The sequence below is a fragment of the Geodermatophilus sp. SYSU D00691 genome (assembly GCF_054050275.1).
The window spans coordinates 87644-105715 of record NZ_JBJGYZ010000004.1; the positions used below are offsets into that span (position 1 = coordinate 87644).

Here is an 18072-nt window from a genome sequence, read left to right on the forward strand (position 1 = left end):
GGGGGCACCGTCTCAGGCCCTATTAAGGAAGGACGGTTCCCCACCGGCCTGCCGCCATCGCGAGCGCCTCTTGCATGTTGTTCTGGTCGGCGGATGAGACCTTGCGGACCGTTCGCAACGCCTTGATCCACCGCTGCGGGCTCGTGACGGCCGCGGGACATCCCCGGGTGACGCTGATCGGGCGAGTGACGACCAGCATGTCGTATTCGCAGTTGCCGTCGGACGCGTGGTGTCCCATGTGGGGATCGGCGAGCACCGGCCACAGCGCTGTCACGCGCAGTTTCGCCTCATCCAGTGCCAGACCCACGGCGCTCCAGGCATCTTCGTCGCCCTTGTAGGTGAATGCGATGAGGGCACTGGGCTTGGACGCCGCCGTCGCGTTGGTCAGTGCGGCGCCGAGCCGAGTCCCAAACGAGCCCACCGCATCGTCGCCCTCCGGGTGAAGTGGAGTTCCGGCTAGGGCCGGAGCGGGCTGCCAGGCGCGATACACCTGGCTGAGGGCGTCGTAGGCGATGAAGTCGAAGTATGGAGGATCGGTGAGACAAACATCGGCGAGGTCTCCGGCCTCGGGCGTCAGGGTCGCGTCCTCGGCGGTCGCATCCGCGCATCGAACGTCGTGGGTGGCGTGACCGCGGGAGAGCGTCATCGAGACAGCCTGGACTTGCCCGTGGACGTCGAACACGCTGCGCTTGACGGTCTGATCGCAGGACCTAGTGACCCGGCTGAGTGCGGCGAGGAACGTTCCACGTCCGCCATCCGGGTTCAGGGGGTTCAACTCGACGGTGAGCGCCGGGAGGGCGAACGCTCGAACACTGAACAGCGGGGCCAGGCGTCCGTAGTCAGTTGCGTAGCCACATAGCCGGTTGTTCGAAGTAATGGTGCTAGAGACGGCCAGCCGCAGTGCCGTCTTCACCTCGTCCGGTTCGGTCATCTGGCCGATGAGGTGTTGAGCCCAGGCGAGGTATGCGAGTTGCCGGGGTGTGTGAAGCCTGCCGACAGTGTCGACGCCGAAACTAATGGGTCGTTGATCTTTCGACGCCGTGGTGAGCGGAACGTCCGCGGGTGTAGTGACGCTGGACTGGGCGATCCAGGTCAGCGCGGCGGCCTCCACCGTCTGTTCGGCTACTTCTGCGGCGCGGATCCGGCGGTGCGCGCGACCGTTACGGGTGCCATCGACGGGGATTTCTTCAACGGCGAGAAGTGCCTGTGGTGCACGTGCCGTCTGCAGGTACTCATGCTGGTTCCGGGCCCCGCAGGCCGGGCAGGTGTAACGACCGCGGGTGAAGGTTGCCTCGGTGAGGCTCCGGGTACGGCCGCAGCAACTCAGCGTCTCGCTGCCCTTGTCCAGGTTCTGCGGGCGTCGGCAGTCCGGACAGAACGCCACGATCGCGGCGTCTCGGACCACAGAACCTGCGAGCCCGATGCTGCGCGCAAGGACCAGTGACCGGTACAGGAGCCCCTCGCTTAGGCAGGCCGGGCAGGTCACGACCGGGGCGAAGAAGTAGTGCAGAGGCCGCCAGGCGGCTGGATCGAACTCCGGCCACAGGTGACCTAAGTCGGCTCGGAGGCAAGCAAATAGTCGGAGCCCGGCCTCCAGTACCTTGCTGCTGTCCGGTGGGGCCAGTTGATGGTGGCTGAGCGCGACGGCGAGGGGGTCCACGTCGGTCCCGACCGCACGGGCTCCGAGGCGTGCGGCTTCGACGAGGGTGGTCCCACCACCCAGAAACGGGTCGGACACGGTCAGCCCCGAGAGGTGCGGTTCAGGACTGGCGTACGCCTTCCAGAAGGCACGCGCCGTCGTGTCCGCTGGCCGAGTCGCTGCGAGTAGTGCCGCACGGACGAGGGCAGGTGGGCGCCGAGCCCACCAGCGATGCGCCTGGTAGGCAGGGTCGGGCGCGCGCCGATCGGCTTCCACCAGGCGGGACACCTTTACGAAGGGAAAGGCCGACTCCAGGTACGTGGAGCAGTCAGGCATCCGACCACCTGCGGGCCACCAGACCCTCCCTCGCCCGCATCCCCTGAGGCTACTGACGAATGAGACGAGCCACGCTCGGCCACGCCTGAAGCCGCTGAGGCTGCCATATGTTCTCAGCGCCCGCTGGACGGCGGCCACGGTGAGAGGCCACGGGCCTGATCAACGACCGTGCGAGGTGGGTTCGAGCCATGGCTGGACGTTAGGTGCCAGGGGTGACAGAGGTAGTCCGCGCGGAGCCAGGTCTGAGAGCCGGGCGGAGATCAGGCCCTCCGACGGTAGAACGGCATGTCCCGTGGATTGCGCATGCAGCGGGTGAGTCAGCGGAGGGCTAAGCCATTCCACCGCCCGCGGAGAGTTCACAGACGTGTAGGGGATTGCCGTCAAGATCGCGCAGCCATATTTGCTTCTGGTCAGGCTGGCCCACCGGTTCGTAGAAGTAGCCCGCCTCGTCCAGTCTCTTCACGACATCACCTAGGTGCCGGACGCCAATCGTCACCATTACGCGGTTCGTCGCGCCCACGGACTCATCGGGTCGGGCCCGCTGCAGGATGAGAGAGCCAGCAAGGACGGTCTTGTCGGACCCAGGTTCGCTGGTCAGGCCAAACGTGTCTGCGTAGAACCCGGATGCGCGGCCGAGGTCACGGACCTTGAGCCTGACGGACATGATCCGGGCTGCTGTGGTGGACGAGTCTGTCGCGACGGGCGGCGGCTGAAGTGCCGCCGGAACTTGCACATCCCGGGGTGCGTCGACCGGTCCGGAACGCGTGGCGTCCGCCTTGCGGCCTCGACTGAGCTTGTCGAAGGCAAGGGTTTGACCATCCACAGTCCGTCCCACCACGCGTTCGACCATCGCGTTGGCCTTGGTTGCCAAGGAATGGCGTTCCACGACCTCCACGGGACGGCCGTCGGGAAGAAGGAGCATCGATGCTTCCTGTTTCCCAAGATCAGCGCGGAGCCGAGTCAGCGCCTTCCGGACGCCTTCCTGATCGACCGCTTCGTCAACAACGTCGGTGAGGGTGTTGGCTCGCTGGGTGAGGCTATGAGCGACTTCGGAGATGTAAGGAGAGTCCTGGACTGCGGTGGCCAGGGGTCCCAGCCAGTCCACTTCGTGCACGGCTCCGAGCAGTGACGCAGTCATCGAGGCGAGGGTGTCCGTGTCGGCGCGCTGGACGAATGCTGCACGAAGGAGACCGCTCATCGGACGGGCCGCCGACCGGGCCGTTAGATACAGCGCGGCAGCGGCGCTCACCGTGCCAGCGCCGTTGCGCTTCCTGTCGAAGCACCCCATGCGTTCGAGGACCTGGTCGTCGTTGGCCATAGCCCCGGCCTGCAGTGCTTCTAGGGCTAGGAGTAGTAGGTCCGTGACCTCGTCGGCGGTCGTCTTCCAGACCGCCGATGGGTCCTCCTTCAGCGCACTACGGAAGCCGTCATGCCAGTCGGTGGGAGCGGCGCGATCCAGGAGGGTGTCGTCTCGCCAGGACGCGTCGTCCAGAAGTGAATGAATCAGGTCGCCGTATCCGAGGGTTCCCCGGCGAGCGAGGGCGTGACGAATCGCCAGCCCATGGATACAAGCGCCGACGAGGGCGCGTGGATGACCATGCGTGCCCAGTCCATCGGCGACGATCCGATCTAGGAGGCGCCGTGGGTCTGGGTCCTCCGCCGTGGCGACTGCGTGGGGGGCAATGCGCATCGCGACGCCGTTGGCTCCGGCATTGAAGTACGCGGTCACACGATCGGAGTCTTTGGCCCACGGGGGATGACCGTCCGCCCAGGCGCGGCTGGCAGTCAGGAGCGCTCGACCGCCGCCGCGCTGATAGAGCAGCCACGTGGGCAGTTCGATCTCGGTCATCCAGCGCAGCCAGTCGTCGCCACGCATGCATGCACGTGCAACGGCGAGTAGCAGTTGCGTGTCGTCGCTGTATTCGCCCTCACGAACCGGGTCCTCATAGCGGGCGTACTGCGTTCCAGCGTTGCGTCGCCAAGCCCTGAAGCGGGATTGGGGGTCGACCTTGCGGGCTCGCGCGCCCCCGATGATGTTGTTTCGATCCTCCTGCGGCCAGCCGAGGGCGTCACCGACGGCGGCGCCCACCAATAGGCCGCGGACTCGTGCAGGGTCGGCTTTGAAGGGTGCCGTCACGTCGCTCCCTCCGGTTCCCAACCGATCTCCTCGATGGTGCCGCCGTTGCGGACCCGTGTCACCAGCGCGTTCACGGCGAAGAAGGATGGAGCGATCCGCCACTCCAGTCGCTCGGGCGTCAAGTCCCACCTCTGATAGGTCGCGAACAACTCCGCTGCGGTGGCGGCGTCCTTCACCACTATCGCGTGCACATCTGACAAAAGGATCGGCCCGGGCACCAGCACCTCGGCCTGCATGTCGGTCGGAACGGCCGGATGGTGATTCGGTCCGCGGTGGTACCCCACTGGTATCGACGGGTCCGCCCATAGGTCCGCCAAGGCCGTGCCCCCGGGTCGGAGGTACCCACCCCAGCCCTTCGCGGCGTTGCATCCGCAGAAGAGCGTGCCATCGCGCTCGACCACGCGACGGTTGATCAGCAGGCAGGCCCAGTCCGGGTAGTTGGTGTACTCGGGCTTCGCCCGGGCTTGCCGCAGGTAGTAGACGTTCGGGTACTCGAACGAGCAGCAGACATGGTCGGGATGCGCATCGAATCGCTGCCTGTCGGTCGGGGAGAACGACTCGGGAGCCGCATCAGCGAGGTCCTTGCTGCTGCGGATCATGCCGTCCTTGAGGATGCCCGGAACGTTCCGCGCGGGAGTGAAGTGAGCGAGCCGAGTCACAGCCAGTCCGGCCAGCACTTCAGCGACCGTCGGCTCACTCAAGGGATCACCTCGACGTACAGGTGGGGGTCCTGCGGCAGCAACGGGGTCAACTTGCCGCTGTAGGTCATCAGCAGGTCGGACTTTGCGCGGGTGATGCCCACGTAGAGCAACTTCGCTTCCCGGGAAGCGGCTTCGTCCTCCCCGAACGCGTCGACGACGTCGGGGTGGGGAACAGTGTCGGCGCCAAGGAACGGCATGATCACGGCGTCAAACTCCAGCCCCTTGCCGGAGTGGTAGGCGCCGATGTAGATGCCGGGGGCGCCGTCCCATTCGGCCAGATCAGGATTCAGTTTCCGGGTCGGGAGCCCGCGGGTTGCCCGCTGCGCGTCTTGCCATGTGCGCGCGAGCACTGCGACGGAGCCGCCCCCGGCGAAGTTCCTCGCTTGCGCCTGGACCACCTCGATCTCGTGTGCTCGACCGCGGCACGCCGCCAAGGTGGGCTTGGCGCCAGCGGCGTTCGGCTGCAGAGGCTCGACGAGATCCTCGACTTCGCCCACCATCGCGTCCGACTTGGCCATCGCGATGGCCAACGCGGCGATCTCGGCGGTGTTGCGGAGGTTGTCCTGGAACCGTTCCACCTGGCGGATGTTCAGTCCGCAGGCGCGCCACGACAGCCCCTGGCCGTAGATCGCCTGGTGATAGTCGCCGAAGAAGGTGACCGAGCCCTCCGGATCGGCTGCCTCCACGAGGGAGCGCACCGCTTCCGGGGACAGGTCCTGCCCTTCATCGATGATGATGTGTCTGTACAGCCGCGGTCCGGAGTCGGTGGCCAGCGCCTCCCTCACACTCGTCGCGAGGTCGAACCAGTCGTACAGCGGTCCTCCGGCTTGCCTGTAGTTGCGGTAGGCGACGTAGACCTCCCACACCCGTTCTCGCTGGCGCTCGTTGAGTCCCGTTTCGCGGCCGTACCGGCGGGCCGCCTGATACTCCGTCAGCGTTCTGATGCCCATCGAGGCGATCCACCCCAACTCGTCGAGGAAGAAGGCCATCTCCCGCTGGAGGACACCAGACCTCGGATGCCGAGGCCCCACCTCGGCGAGGGCTTGATGGATGAACATGCGGCGCTGGCTCGGCGTGGCAATGCCTCCCCAGCGCGGCATCTGGCCGCGACTGTTCAGGTATCCCCGCGCGAACCTGCCGTAGGTCTCGATCGTGATGTTCGCCGACGCCGACGGGAGCAGGTGCCGGAGGTAGGCGATCAGCGCCCGGTTGTACGTGACCAGCAGGACTCGGCCGGAGTTCCGTGTGGTCGGCGCAGCGAGGTGGTCGGCGCGAAGCATCGCCATGGTGCTCTTGCCGGTCCCGGCGGTCCCCAAGACAACCTGATGCCCCTGCGGCGGCAGATTGACCACGTACCCCTGGCGGCCTCGCGGCCTCAGCGGCGTCACCCCCGAACCAGCCCGAGGGCGGAAGGGCGCACACACGGAGCCCGCAGCCTGGACGAGTTCATCGTCCAACCTCCTTGTTGAGGGCCGCCGGGCAGGAGGTTGGCTGCCCTCGACGAGGGCGAACCCGGAGGCTGTGACGCACGCTACACGCATACCTGGCGTCAAGTGATCACCGGCTCCGCATGCGAGGGGGGAGGGGGGCCCGGACTTCGGCGAGAGCACGCAGGAGACCGCCCAGCGTGGCCCGTCCGCCCCACCGGCCGTCCGGGTTGCGAAGGGCGCTGAGCCCTGATGCTCGCGGAGTCTGCTGCTGGGCTCGTGACCTGAAGGCCCAAAACTACGCTGGCGAACCTGCCGAATCCCCACTTCCCAGCCGGAGCGACCGCGCGTGGGAACTGAGCGGGCTGGTTCGAGCGAAGTCAGTACCCAGTCCAGACGATAACCACGGCGGTTGCCTGCTGGGGTCATCGTCGTGACCTCGCGATTCCTCTGAACGAGCGGAGACCCCCATGTCAAAAACCCGACGCCTGGCGAACCAACCCGAGGCGGAGGAGCACGTACCTTTCGCTTCCCTGCAGGAAATCCAGGACTACGCGAAGGCCCTCTTCGCGCTGTTCGAAGACACCCCTGTCGTTGACGCAAGCGACAAGCCGCGTGGCCACTCCCAGACGCGGAATCCCTGAGCGTCTACTCCCGTGGGCCCGCTTCGCCGTCACAGCTGGGGGAGCGATGCACGCGCCTCGGCCGCCAACCGGGTCGGCCCAATACGGGATTGCCCGCTCAGAGACCTAAACGCCAGTCGTCGCGTCGGATGAGGTATGCCAACCCGATCGCCTCCTGGGCGAGGCGGTGGCCGCTGGTCAGGTGAGCGATCGCCGCGGGCTGGAGCGGTCCGGGCAGCCAGGCGGCGAGCCGAGTAGCGGTGTCGGCGGCGATGGCCGGCTGGCCGGGCTGAGGGCGGGCGTTCGCGATCAGCGCGGTGTAGAGCCCGGTGGCGGGGCGGATCGGCGGCAGGTCTTCGGTGGCGGCAAGGTCGGCGGCGTAGGTGGGGATCTCCAGGCCCTTGCCGTCGAGGTCACCGAAGTAGCGGACCTCGCGGATGGGACGGCCGAGCCGGGGAATGGAGAGCACCGAGGCCTGGAATCCGGCTCCCGCGCCCCAGCCGACCAGCCCGATCCGGTCGGGATGGGGGGCGAGGGCGTGAACGAGTGAGTCGAAGGTGTCGCTGTTCTCCACGACGAGCAGCGTGTCGCCGTCGCCGATGGTTTCCACGGTGAGCCGGGGCGCGACCCGCCGGGCGCGGAGCAGGGCGAGGGTGAGCCGGTCGGGCGCGAACAGGTTGGTGCGCACGAGCCGGTCGAGGATTTTCTCCTTGCCGAAGATGTCCAGGGATCGTTCGCGCAGAGGGACGACGAGATCGTCGCGGTGGCCATGCAGCCAGGTGTTGATCTGTTTGAGGTAGCCGCGCTGGGTCGGGGTGAGGCCGGGGTGGGCGGCCCAGGCCAGCGCGGGATGCCAGACCACGGTCCGGGCCGGGGCCGGAGCGGTGGCAGCGGCCGGGAGCCAGACGAAGCGTGGCAGCGGCGGGCGGGTGGTCCGGTCCCAGGAGGTGGCGCCGGGCAGGCTGATCAGGCCCGCGGCGTCTAGTTCGTTGAGGGTGTCGGCGAGCAGTGCCCGGCGGTCGCGGCTGCCGAGGCTGGCCGGGTCGGCGGCGTCGAAGAGTCGCCACAGGTCTGTCAGGGCGGCCTTGCGGCGTGGCCAGTCGGCGAGGGAGGCGGCCAGGCCTGCGGCCCGGGCATTCAGGCCAGGGCCGGACGCGTCTCCCCCGCCGCCGGGCTGGTCGTCGTCCGCATCCGGGCCGAAGTCTGACTCGAGGTCCGGGTCAAGGTCGGGGGTGCTGGTCATGAGGCGGCCGGTTCGGCGGCGGGATCGGCCGAGGCTTCCGCGGGGGCCTTGCGGAACAGCCGGGCGGCGGTGAGCCGTCCGGTGCCGTCGGCCGGTTCGAGGGTGGCGTCCAGCACGCGGCGGATCTCCTCCTCCACGGTCAGGTACTTCATGCCCGTGCGCAGGTCCTTGTCGTTGCGGAGCCGGACGATGAGCGGGAAGACCGACAGCGCGTTCACGTCGAACACCCCGGAGGTGTAGACCAACTGGACGCCGAGCGCGTCGGCGACGCCGAGTTGCAAGTCGAGCAGGTATCCGGCGTTGGCGGTGCCGAGCGGGTTGTCAAGGAAGAGCACCCCGGCGTGCGGACGGCGGGTCTCGCCGCGGTTGTTCGCGCGCAGCGCCGCGAGCGTGCAGTACAGCATGATCGACGCGGTGAGCAGTTGGCCGCCGGAGAACACCACCGGCACCTCGTTGACGCGGACCCGCTCGGTGCGCAGCGTGGTGTCGGGTTTGAGCAACTCGACGGTCACCCCGCGCGGCATGGCCGCCTTCACGCCCTTCATCAGCAGGGTCATGCCGTCCCGCTTGCCGGTTCCGGCGCCGGAGGCGTCGTCGATCACCTCGCCGAGGCGGGCGTCGAGGGTGGCGGAGTCGGCTTCGGTGAACCGGATCCGGAGGAACTTCTGCCCGCCCCAGCCGTCGAGACTCTCCGGCAGGGTGCTGACCTTCTCGGCGGTGTGCAGGGTTTTCAGGGCGACCTCGACCAGCCCGCGCAGCCGGGTGACGATCTGGTTGCGATGCCGGTTGATGTTGGCGAGGTCGTCGTTGATGCTGCGCAGCCGGGGCCGGATGCTCTCGGCCCAGCGGGCGGCGTAGCCGGGCAGGGTGTTGAAGTCGGCGGAGCGGATGGCGTCCCGGACGGGGCTGTCGACGGTGTCGAAGCGGCGCGCGGCGGCATAGGCGGTCAGTTCGCTGGAGGTGCGGCGGGCGGTGGCGTCGGCCGCGGCCATGGCCTCGGTGGCGGCGGTGAGGTTGTCGCGGACCGTCTTGCGGCGGGCGCGGGCGGCCTCGATGGGGCCGTCGAAGAGCGGGTAGAGGTCGGGGTCGAGGTCCTCGGGCAGGATGCCGGTGAAGTCCTCGGTGAGGGTGGCGATCTCGTCGACGGCCTGCCGGGTGGCATCGACGTCGCGCTGGATCTTGGTGCGGGCGGCCTCGGCTTCCTGCAGCAGGGTCTGAGCGGCCCGCCAGTCCCCGGTGGCTGAGGTGACGAGTTCGTCGCCGTGCGCGATGTCGCGGGGCGCGCCGTACGGGTCCAGCGCGACCTCCTGCGGCGGCATCTGCTCGTACAGGACGCGGGTCCGGCCTTCTTCTGCGGCGGCGGTCTCCACCCGCTGCCCCAGGGCGGCGTGCTCGCGGTCGGCGCGGTCCCTGGCGGCGGCGCGGGCGGCGGGGTCGGCGCCGTCGGGACTGGCCAGCAGCCGCTCCGCGGCCCTCCGCTGCGGGGAGGGCAGCGCCTGCACCTGGGCGAGGGTGATGGCCTCGGCATCCTCGGCTCTGGCCAGTTCGGCGCGCAGGTCGGCGCCGACCTCGACCTTGTCGTAGGCGGACTTCGCGGCGGTGTAGGCGTCCCGGAGGGTCTGCACGTCCTCAACCAGGGGCGCGCCGGTCAGTTCGACATCGCCGCCGCCGGGAGTCTTGCCGATCTCCTCGTGGGCCTGGGCGACGATGCGTTTCTGGTCGTCGCGGCGGCGCAGCGTCTCTTCCCGCTCGCGGCGCAGTTCCTCGGCGCGGCGCCGGGCGGCGTCGGCCTTGCCGGTGGCGGCGCTGGCCGCTTCCCGGGCGGTGCGGGCGGTTTCGGTCCACGCCGGGATCTGCGCGGCCCGTTCGGTGAGCCGGTCGAGCACGGCGGCGAGTTCGAGGGCGGCGGTTGCGGCGGTGCGCAGCCCGGGGAGCCCGGCGGCCAGCGTGGTCTCGGCCGCGGCGACGGCGCTTGCCTGTTCCTCGGTCTCGGCGACGGCGGCGAGCGCCTCGGCGTGGGCTGCGGCGGTGGTGTCCCGGGCAGTCTCCAGCAGGGCCAGGGCGCCCGCCGGGTAGGTGGCCTGCCAGGTTTCCAGGCGGCCGGTCAGCCGGGTGTCGGTGGTGATCTGGTCGGTCAGGACGGTGAGGCGGGCGCGCCGGGTCTCGCGGGCGGCGAGCAGGATGTCGCGTTCGGTGGCGGCTTTCTCCTCGTCGTAGAGCGCCGGGTTCGGCGGCACGATGAACCGGAGCCCGGCGGCCGAGCCGGTCAGCGGCGCGGTGAGGGTGCGGGTGTCGCCGACAGCGACGATCGAGCGGGGCAGCAGCCGGGCGGCGGTGAGCACCCGGTCGGCCTCGGCCGCCTGCTGCGGGTTGTTCAGCACGATCCCGGCGATCAGGTGCGGGTAGGCGGCGATGACGTCTCCGCGTTCGGCCTCGGGCATTGTGGCCAGGTATTCCCAGCCGGTGTAGGAGACGATCCCTTCCGCCTCCAGTGCCCGCTGCACCGTCAGCACGTCCTCGGGTGCGGGCAGCAGCCCGCCGGTGCCCAGCGCGGTGAGCACCCGCTCGTCCGCGCGGTCGGCCAGGCGCAACTCGTCGCGCTCGGTGGTGGCCGTCTCGATCGCGGCGCGCAGCGCGGCGAGAAGCCGGTCGGCGTCGGTTTCGGGGAGCACCTGCTCGGTGCCTAGCAGCGCGGCCAGCCGTTCCTCGGCGGCGAGCGCTTCGGTCTCGGCTCGGGCCTGCGCGTGGCGGGTGGCGGCGGTCTCAGCGGCGTGCCCGGCGCGGTCGGCGGTCCGTTCGGCGGCGCGCAGTGTCTGGGCCTGCCGCTTGCCCTCCGTGGCGAGCCGGGTGGTTTCCGTTTCAGCGTCGGTGAGGGCGGTGGCGGCGGCCTGCGCGGCGATGTGGGCGGCGTCGGCGGCGTGGGCGGGGGCCTGCCCGTCGGTGAGTAGCCCGGCAGTCACCGCCTCGGTGATCGCCGTTTCCGCGGCGCGGATGTTGTCGGCAGCCGTGGTCGCGCGGCCGGTCTCGGTGGCGGCAAGGCCGATCTGGGTGCGTTCCTCGGCCTCCACGCTCTTGATCTGGTCGGCGAGGTCGGCGGCGGCCGTATCGGCCTCTTCGGCGACCGTGGTGGCGGTGGCGGCGAGCGTGAGCAGGCCCATCACGAGCCGGGCGGCGGCGGTGTTGCGGGCGGCGAGCGGTCCGGCGGCCTGGCGTTCCTTCTCCCCCACTAGCACCCGCAGCGCGTCGGCGTTCGCCCGGGCCTCTCGGTGGGCGAGCACCACCCCGGTGGCCTGCCAGGCGTCGAGGAGGGCGCGTGCGGCGGCGCGCTTGCCGATCAGGTCCTGCTGTTCGGCCTTCGCTGCCTCCCAGGTCAGCCGGGCGACGTGGCGGGTCAGTTCGAGCACGATCCGGTTCATCCGGCGCTCTTTGCGGTCGGCGTCGATGAAGGCTTCCTGCGCGGTGGTCAGCCGGTCGGTGAGAACGGTCAGCCGGGCGGTGTCCTGGGTGTGCCGGGCGTGCAGGGAGGCGGCGAATGCGATGGCGGCGTTGTCGGCCTCGTTCTTCTGGGTGACCGCGGTGATGACCTGCCGGTCGGCCGCGGCCAGTGGGCCGAGCAGGCCGAGTGCGCCGTCGAGGAAGTCGCGTTCGGCGAGCATGATCTCGCGTTCGGCGAGCCGGTCGGCGAACTCGTCGAGGTTGTCGGCGAGCAGCCGCGGGTCCTCCTCGTCGGTGACCGAGCGCAGTAGCCGGTCGATGAACGCCTCGTCGCTCTTGAACGTGAACGCGGCGGCGGCCTGCCCCTCGCCGAGGTTCATTTTCCGCTGGTAGGCCAGCAGTTCCGAATCTAGCCCGATGGAGTCCAGGTGCTCGGTCCAGGAAGTCTGCACGGTCTCCCAGGCCAACTCCATCTGCGGTTCGGCCTTGGCCGCGGCGTGGATGCGGTCGCGGAATCCGGCCAGGGTGACCAGGCGGCCGGACTCGGTCAGCGGCAGGTTGTCCAGGTTGAAGTTGGGGGTGGGCCGGAAGGAGTACCAGATCTCCTGCAGCCGGGACGGGTCGGTGGAGACGACGTGCCCGCGCCACGCGGACACCTTGCCGGTGATGACCTGCTGGCCCGTGACCGTGTGCTGCCATTCCAGCACGACGTGGGCGACGTCGGTGGCGAGCACGAACTTCTCCAGCGCCCGGGAGTCGGTGGTGCCGACGACCTGCTTTTTCCCCGGCAGCATGACCGAGAAGATCAGCCGGATCAGCACTGACTTGCCGTTGCCGTTCTCGGAGAACAGCACGCTGGCCGGGGACGGGCGGCGGCGCGGTTCGCCCGCGTCGAATAGGGCGTCCTGCGCGGGGCGGGGCACCAGAGGGCCGACGTCACGCATGTTGAGCACGACGTCCTGGTAGCGGGCGCCCTTCGGGCCGACCGAGTGCAGCCGCACCCGAGAGAGTTCGTACACGGAGGCTCCTCAATCAGAGGGTCGGCGCGACGGGGTGGAGCGTGCCGGACGGGTCGGGCACGGTGATCACGCCCAGGTCGAGCAGTTGCCGGTAGGCGGTGTTCGCGGCCAGTTCGCGGACCTGGATCTGGTAGCGGGGGGTGGTGCGGTAGGAGCCGCCGCGGTCGTCGTTGCGGGCGGTGAGCATGCCCTGGTCGGTGAGGTAGCGCAGCGCCTTGGCGACCGCGCCGCGGCTGGAGTCCGACGCGGCCCGGCCGTCCTTGGTGCCGCCCGTCTTGCTGCCCCCTGCCTGGCCCCGGCGTGCGTAGGCGCGCCAGGCCCGCTCCAGGTCCGGGGCGGACTCCAGCGGGTCGGCGTTCTCCCCCGCGGCGGCGGCGCGTTCGGCGAGCACCCGGCAGGTTTCCCGGACGGCGGCGTCCACGTCATCCACGCTGACGTAGCCGACGTAGGTGTCGTTGGCCAGGTCTTCCGGCCGGGGAAACGCGAGGGCGGCGGCGGCCAGGTGCGCCAGCCCGTGGATGACTCGATCGGCGCGGCGATCGGAGAGCACCGATCGCTTGGCGTAGTCGTCCATCCGCACCTCGAACACCGACTCTTCGCACGGCCCGGCAACCAGCCCGGAGCCGACGGTGACGTCGAGGATGGTCAGGCCGAGCCCGTCGGCGACCGCTGTGACCAGGTCGGCGAACTCCTCGTCCTGGGTGTACCGGCGGACCAGGTCGGCGTAGTCCAGGTCGCGGGCGGGGATCTGCTTCGGACGCATGCCCAGGGCGATCAGCCGGGCGGCGTCGGTGACGTCGTCGGTCAGCATGCTCATGCCACGTCCTCCTGGCCGGTGGGTTGCTCGTGGGTAACGGGGGCGGCGATGGCGGCCGTCCCGACCAGCAGGTCGGCTCCGCCCCATTCCGGGTCTTCGAGTGCGGTGCCGTCATCGACGGCGATCAGCGTGGTGGTCTCGTGCTTGCTGGCCCGAGTGATCTCCGGCTGCACCAGGTAGAGCACGCGCAGCGCGATCAGGTGCGCCAGCGCCGGGTCCTCGGCTCGGGCCTCGGCCAGCAGCCCGGACAGCCGCCGCGGCGGCCCGTCGCCGAAGTTGAGCAGCCGCTCGGAAGCGGCCCATTGCTCCTCGGAGAACACAGCCGGTTCCTCGGTTGGCGCCAGGTCCAGATCGGGCACGTCCTCACCGAGGTCGTCGCGTTCGACCGGCGGAGTGAGCAGCAGGTGCACCAGGTTGAGCAGCCGCGGCAGCCGTGGCACCGCCAGACCGACCGAGTCGCGGAAGAACACGCCGGTTGGGCCGGTGGCGTCCGCCAGCGGCAGGTCGAGGGTGGGCCGCAGCAGGTGCCCGTAGAGGTCCACGGTGGCCCGGCGGGCCGGGCCGGAGAACTCCTGGCGGTCCTGCTCGAACCGGAACGTCTTCCCGGCCGCCAGCAACCGCGCCTGCAACTGGTCGTGGCGGCGCAGGCAGTCGGCGACCAGGGTGACCAGGTCGGCGGCCTGCCGCTTGCGGACCGGGTCGTTGGTCTCGTCGCGGGAGCGGGTCAGGTTGGCCAGGATCGAGTTCTCCGTGCGGGCCCGCTCCTCGATGTGGGTCAGCGCCTTGTTGATCAGGTCGGGCACCTCGGCGACCCAGTCCACGGCGCGCACGTCACGGCGGGTGGCCTCCAACTTGACCCGCAACTGCTCGGCGTACTGGCTGGTCAGCAGCCGGGCCTGCAACGCGATCGTCTTCGCGTCCGACAGCCGCCCCTTGGCGATCAGGTTCTCCAGTTTCCGTTCGGCGGCCTTCTGCGCGTCCTCCACGTCGGTGTCGAGCGCGCCGACGAGCACGTTGATCGCCTCGTTGGTCGAGCGCAGGTACAGGCCGCCCTTGGCGTCGTAGACCTCGACGAGCAGTTTGAACGGCCAGGCGCGCCGCTCGTAGACGCCGGTCGGGCTGATCGAGCCGTAGGTGGCGACGAAGCCGCGGTCGGCGGTGCCGACGTTGATCAGGTTGTCCAGCACCCACTGGACGGCCCGCTCGTGGTCTTCCCGGCTGCTTTCGGGCACCTGCAGCGCGACGAACGGCAGCGTCCGGCGAATCACGTCACGGGGCTCGGCGCCGCGGTCGAAGTCCATCGCGATGGTGACCTGGTCGATGATCTGGAAGGCGATCTCGGACATCTGGTACCACTGGGCGTCCGGCCACTCCAGGCGGCCCTTGCGGGCGTCGAGGTCGTGCAGCGGGGCGGTGCAGGCCAGCGCCTTCAGCCGGTGGGCAAGGCTTTCGTCGAGCAGCGGGCGGTCGGCGCCGGGTAGGGGATGCGACACGCCCGGGGAGCCTAGGGTGGGCCGCCGACAACTTTCGTGGTGCCGATCACGCCGACGATCGAGCACTTGACCTGCGCATCGCGACGGAGTGCGCTTGGTCGATCACCGCGGCCTTATCGGGCGCGACGGTGCCCGGTTGCCGCGGGCCTGTGCGGAACTCCAGAGAGGGAGGCGTGCGGAGGGGCAGATGGATGCGCTGTTAGGACGTCTCTCGCGCTGCAGTTAGCACCTGTGGATAAACGACAGCAAGGTGTCACCGGAGACGGTCCACGTCGCACGAGGTGACAGTTTCACGGCGTCCGACACCGAGCAGCGATCGGCGCCCCTGCCCATCAGGACAGCGGCGCCGTTCGCGTTCTGGCCCGTTCCCGCGTCAGCCGTCAGCGCAGCTCAGGCGCGCTGCCGCTCCTCCACGCCGCGGCCCGGGTGCCACGAGCGGATCACCAGCTTGTCCCGCGTCTCGTTGAGGCCGGTCCACACCACCTCGTGCAGGTCCAGGTGGAACACGTGCGCGCCGTCGCGATCCGCCTCCGCGACGGCGACGCCGGCCACCTTGGCCTCGCCCGGCCAGTCGGCCCCGCCCTCACCCGGCTCCGACGTCGGGCTGTGCACCGCCAGCCGCGGGTCGCGCAGCAGGTCCTTCGCCTTCACCGCACCCGGCATCGAGCCCAGCCGGAAGTGCCCGTCAGCGCCGAACTCGACCTCGGTGCCGCTGATCCGCGGTGACCCGTCGGCCCGCAGCGTCGCCATCGTCGCGTGCTTGCCGCGCGTGAACGCCTCGCGCACCCGCCCGGCCAGCTCCGCCGCCTCCTTCTCGACCTCTGCCCAGCTCGCCATGCGGCGCAGTGTGCCGTCGGACACCGACAGAAGTCGGCGGACCGGAACTGTCACACCCTCCTGCGACGGTGGCGACCACGGGATCGACGGCCGATGTGCACGCGCTGTTCAGCGAAGGCACAGATCGGCCCGGCAGTCTCGAGTCCGAGCGGCTCCCCCGAGCCGGTGCGACCAGGAGGTGACCATGCACGACGACGACGGACAGCGGACCGCCTGGCGCGAGCGCATCGGCACGCACGCGTGGGTGCGTTCCCCCGAGCCGGTCGACCTGCGGCACGACTCCGTGGCCGCCGCGATCGCCCGTCGGCGGGCCCGGCGCCGCCGCCCCTGATCCGGACGGCGCAGCAGCCGGTCCCAGACCGCTCGGACCCCGCGCCGCCCGTGTGCCACGTGAAACGTCAGGCCGGCGCCAGCAGCGCGACCAGGAAACCCGACCCGCCCGGGAACGGCCGCAGGTCCCAGGTGGACAGCAGCAGGTCCTGCGCCCAGCCGGCGGCCGCCGCGTCGGCGAGGAACTCCTCGAAGTCGTAGCCGCGGCCCCCGCCGAACCCGATCGCCGCCCGGCCCGACGGTGCTACGTGCGCCCGCAGTCGCGCGAGCACCTGCCGCCGCGTCGTCGGCGCCAGGAACGTCATCACGTTGCCCGCGCAGACGATCGCGTCGAACTCCGCCGGGATGCCCCGCGCCGGCAGGTCGAGCTCCGCGAGATCGCCCACCAGCCAGGTCGGCCCCGGGTGGTCCTCCTCCGCCGCGGCGATCAGCACCGGGTCGACGTCCACCCCGACCACCTCGTGCCCCGCCTCGTGCAGCACCGCCCCCACCCGCCCGGGCCCGCAGCCGGCGTCCAGGATCCGAGAAGCCCGCGGCACCAGCGCGTCCACCAGCCGCGCCTCGCCACCCAGGTCCGCCCCGGCCGCGGCCATGTCGCGGAACCGCCGGACGTACGCGGCCGAGTGGCCCGGGTCCTGCTGGGTGATGAGCACCCACGTGCTGATCTCCGTCACGATGCCTCCTCGTCCACGCCCCGCCAGTCCGGCGGATCCCCCGGGTGCAGCGCCGGGTCGTCGGCCGCCAGCGTGCGCACCGGCCCGGGCGCGGTGCGCGGGCCCTCGAACCGCACCGTCACCCGGCCCAGGCCGCGTCCCCACACCCAACCCGGTCCCAGCTCGTCGTGCCGCACGTCCTGCCCCGGCCACCAGCGGCGGTCCGCGGGCGCCGGCTCCTCCGTCTCCTGCACGACCGCGGCCGGCTCCTCGGCGGCGACGTCGCCGGACTCCTCCGGCGCGAACAGATCGCCCTGCGCGTACACCGACAACCCGGAGACCCCGACCCCCAGCAGCCGCAGCCCCCCGCCGGTCCCCGTCTCGGTCAGCAGCCGCCGCGCGATCGAGGCGATGGTGCGCGCGTCGTCGGTGGGCTGCGGCAGCGTCAGCGACCGGGTCAGCGTCGTGAAGTCGTACCGGCGCAGCTTGAGCGTCACCGTGCGCCCCGACAGGGCCGACGTCCGCAGCCGCTCGCCCACCCGCGCGGCCTGCGAGTCGATCTCCCGCCCGAGCACCGCCAGGTCGGTCAGGTCCCGCTCGAAGGTCTCCTCGTGCGACACCGACTTGGCCTCCCGGTCGGCCACCACCGCGCGGTCGTCCTCCGCCCGCGCCAGCGCGTGCAGGCCGGCGCCGTGCGCCTTGCCCACCAGCGCGACGAGGTCGGACAGCGACTTCGCGGCGAGGTCGCCGACGGTCCGCACGCCCACCGTGCGCAGCCGCTCCTCGGTCGCCGGCCCCACCCCGCCCAGCCGGGTCACCGGCAGCGGGTGCAGCACCTCCAGCTCCGTGCCCGGCGCGACGACGACCAGCCCGTCGGGCTTGTCCAGGTCCGAGCCGAGCTTCGCCATCAGCTTCGACGTCCCCACGCCCACCGACCCGGTCACGCCGCCGGTCGCCGCCGCGATCCGCTCCTTGAGCCCCCGCGCCAGCGCCGTCACGCCGTCCACGGACAGGTCGTGCCCCGGGCCGGCCGCGAGGTCGACGTACGCCTCGTCCAGCGACACCGGCTCCACCAGGGGCGAGAGCTCGCGCAGCAGCTCCATCACCACCTCGGACGTCCGCCGGTACGCGCCGAACCGGCCGCCGAGGAACGCCGTCCCGGGCGGGCAGCGCCGCCGCGCCTCCGCCGTCGACATCGCCGACCGCGCCCCGTACGCCCGCGCCTCGTACGACGCCGTGGCCACCACGCCCCGGCCACCGGTGCCGCCGACGACCACCGGCCGGCCGCGCAGCGACGGCTTGTCCCGCTGCTCGACCGCCGCGTAGAAGGCGTCCAGGTCGAGGTGCAGGACGCTCGCCTCCCGCCGCACGCCCGCACCTCC

Annotated in this window: 12 protein-coding genes; 1 reads left to right on the plus strand and 11 read right to left on the minus strand. The window is 70.7% G+C overall.

Annotated features, from left to right (window positions below; genetic code table 11):
- Positions 1-22: 22 nt before the first annotated feature.
- From ACI797_RS04165 to ACI797_RS04205, 9 genes are all read right to left on the minus strand, one after another.
- The gene (locus ACI797_RS04165; protein WP_456857243.1) at positions 23-1738 is read right to left on the minus strand and encodes a hypothetical protein; all 1716 of its coding nucleotides are present in this window, start codon (positions 1736-1738) and stop codon (positions 23-25) included.
- Positions 1739-2303: 565 nt separating this feature from the next.
- On the minus strand, positions 2304-4112 hold the full coding sequence (locus tag ACI797_RS04170; protein WP_456857244.1) for an ADP-ribosylglycohydrolase family protein: 1809 nt from the start codon (positions 4110-4112) through the stop codon (positions 2304-2306).
- A complete protein-coding gene (locus ACI797_RS04175) occupies positions 4109-4813 on the minus strand; it encodes a DarT ssDNA thymidine ADP-ribosyltransferase family protein (RefSeq protein ID WP_456857245.1) in 705 nt (234 codons plus the stop codon). Before ACI797_RS04175 ends, ACI797_RS04170 begins: the two co-directional genes overlap by 4 nt.
- Entirely contained in the window at positions 4810-6165 is a 1356-nt protein-coding gene (locus ACI797_RS04180) for a 3'-5' exonuclease (protein WP_456857246.1), read from the minus strand. Before ACI797_RS04180 ends, ACI797_RS04175 begins: the two co-directional genes overlap by 4 nt.
- 816 nt (positions 6166-6981) lie before the next feature.
- A complete protein-coding gene (locus tag ACI797_RS04185) occupies positions 6982-8106 on the minus strand; it encodes a DUF2399 domain-containing protein (protein WP_456857247.1) in 1125 nt (374 codons plus the stop codon).
- The gene (locus ACI797_RS04190; RefSeq protein WP_456857248.1) at positions 8103-12560 is read right to left on the minus strand and encodes a hypothetical protein; all 4458 of its coding nucleotides are present in this window, start codon (positions 12558-12560) and stop codon (positions 8103-8105) included. The genes ACI797_RS04185 and ACI797_RS04190 overlap by 4 nt, the downstream gene beginning before the upstream one ends.
- 13 nt (positions 12561-12573) lie before the next feature.
- Positions 12574-13377 (minus strand): hypothetical protein, encoded by an 804-nt coding sequence (locus tag ACI797_RS04195; RefSeq protein ID WP_456857249.1) that lies wholly within the window; start codon positions 13375-13377, stop codon positions 12574-12576.
- Positions 13374-14870 (minus strand): hypothetical protein, encoded by a 1497-nt coding sequence (locus ACI797_RS04200; RefSeq protein ID WP_456857250.1) that lies wholly within the window; start codon positions 14868-14870, stop codon positions 13374-13376. The genes ACI797_RS04195 and ACI797_RS04200 overlap by 4 nt, the downstream gene beginning before the upstream one ends.
- Positions 14871-15260: 390 nt before the next feature.
- Positions 15261-15707: a pyridoxamine 5'-phosphate oxidase family protein gene (locus tag ACI797_RS04205; RefSeq protein ID WP_456857251.1), complete on the minus strand. Its 447-nt coding sequence runs from the start codon at positions 15705-15707 to the stop codon at positions 15261-15263.
- A 184-nt stretch (positions 15708-15891) separates the two neighbouring features.
- Between ACI797_RS04205 and ACI797_RS04210 the strand changes: the two genes are divergently transcribed.
- The gene (locus ACI797_RS04210; RefSeq protein ID WP_456857252.1) at positions 15892-16038 is read left to right on the plus strand and encodes a hypothetical protein; all 147 of its coding nucleotides are present in this window, start codon (positions 15892-15894) and stop codon (positions 16036-16038) included.
- A 67-nt stretch (positions 16039-16105) separates the two neighbouring features.
- Here the strand turns inward: ACI797_RS04210 and ACI797_RS04215 are convergent, their stop codons facing one another.
- Both ACI797_RS04215 and ACI797_RS04220 read right to left on the minus strand, forming a co-directional pair.
- Positions 16106-16711 (minus strand): class I SAM-dependent methyltransferase, encoded by a 606-nt coding sequence (locus ACI797_RS04215; RefSeq protein ID WP_456857253.1) that lies wholly within the window; start codon positions 16709-16711, stop codon positions 16106-16108.
- Positions 16708-18060 carry a DNA polymerase IV gene (locus ACI797_RS04220; RefSeq protein WP_456857254.1) on the minus strand — a complete coding sequence of 451 codons (1353 nt, stop codon included), beginning with the start codon at positions 18058-18060 and terminating at the stop codon, positions 16708-16710. The genes ACI797_RS04215 and ACI797_RS04220 overlap by 4 nt, the downstream gene beginning before the upstream one ends.
- Between the last annotated feature and the right edge of the window lie 12 nt (positions 18061-18072).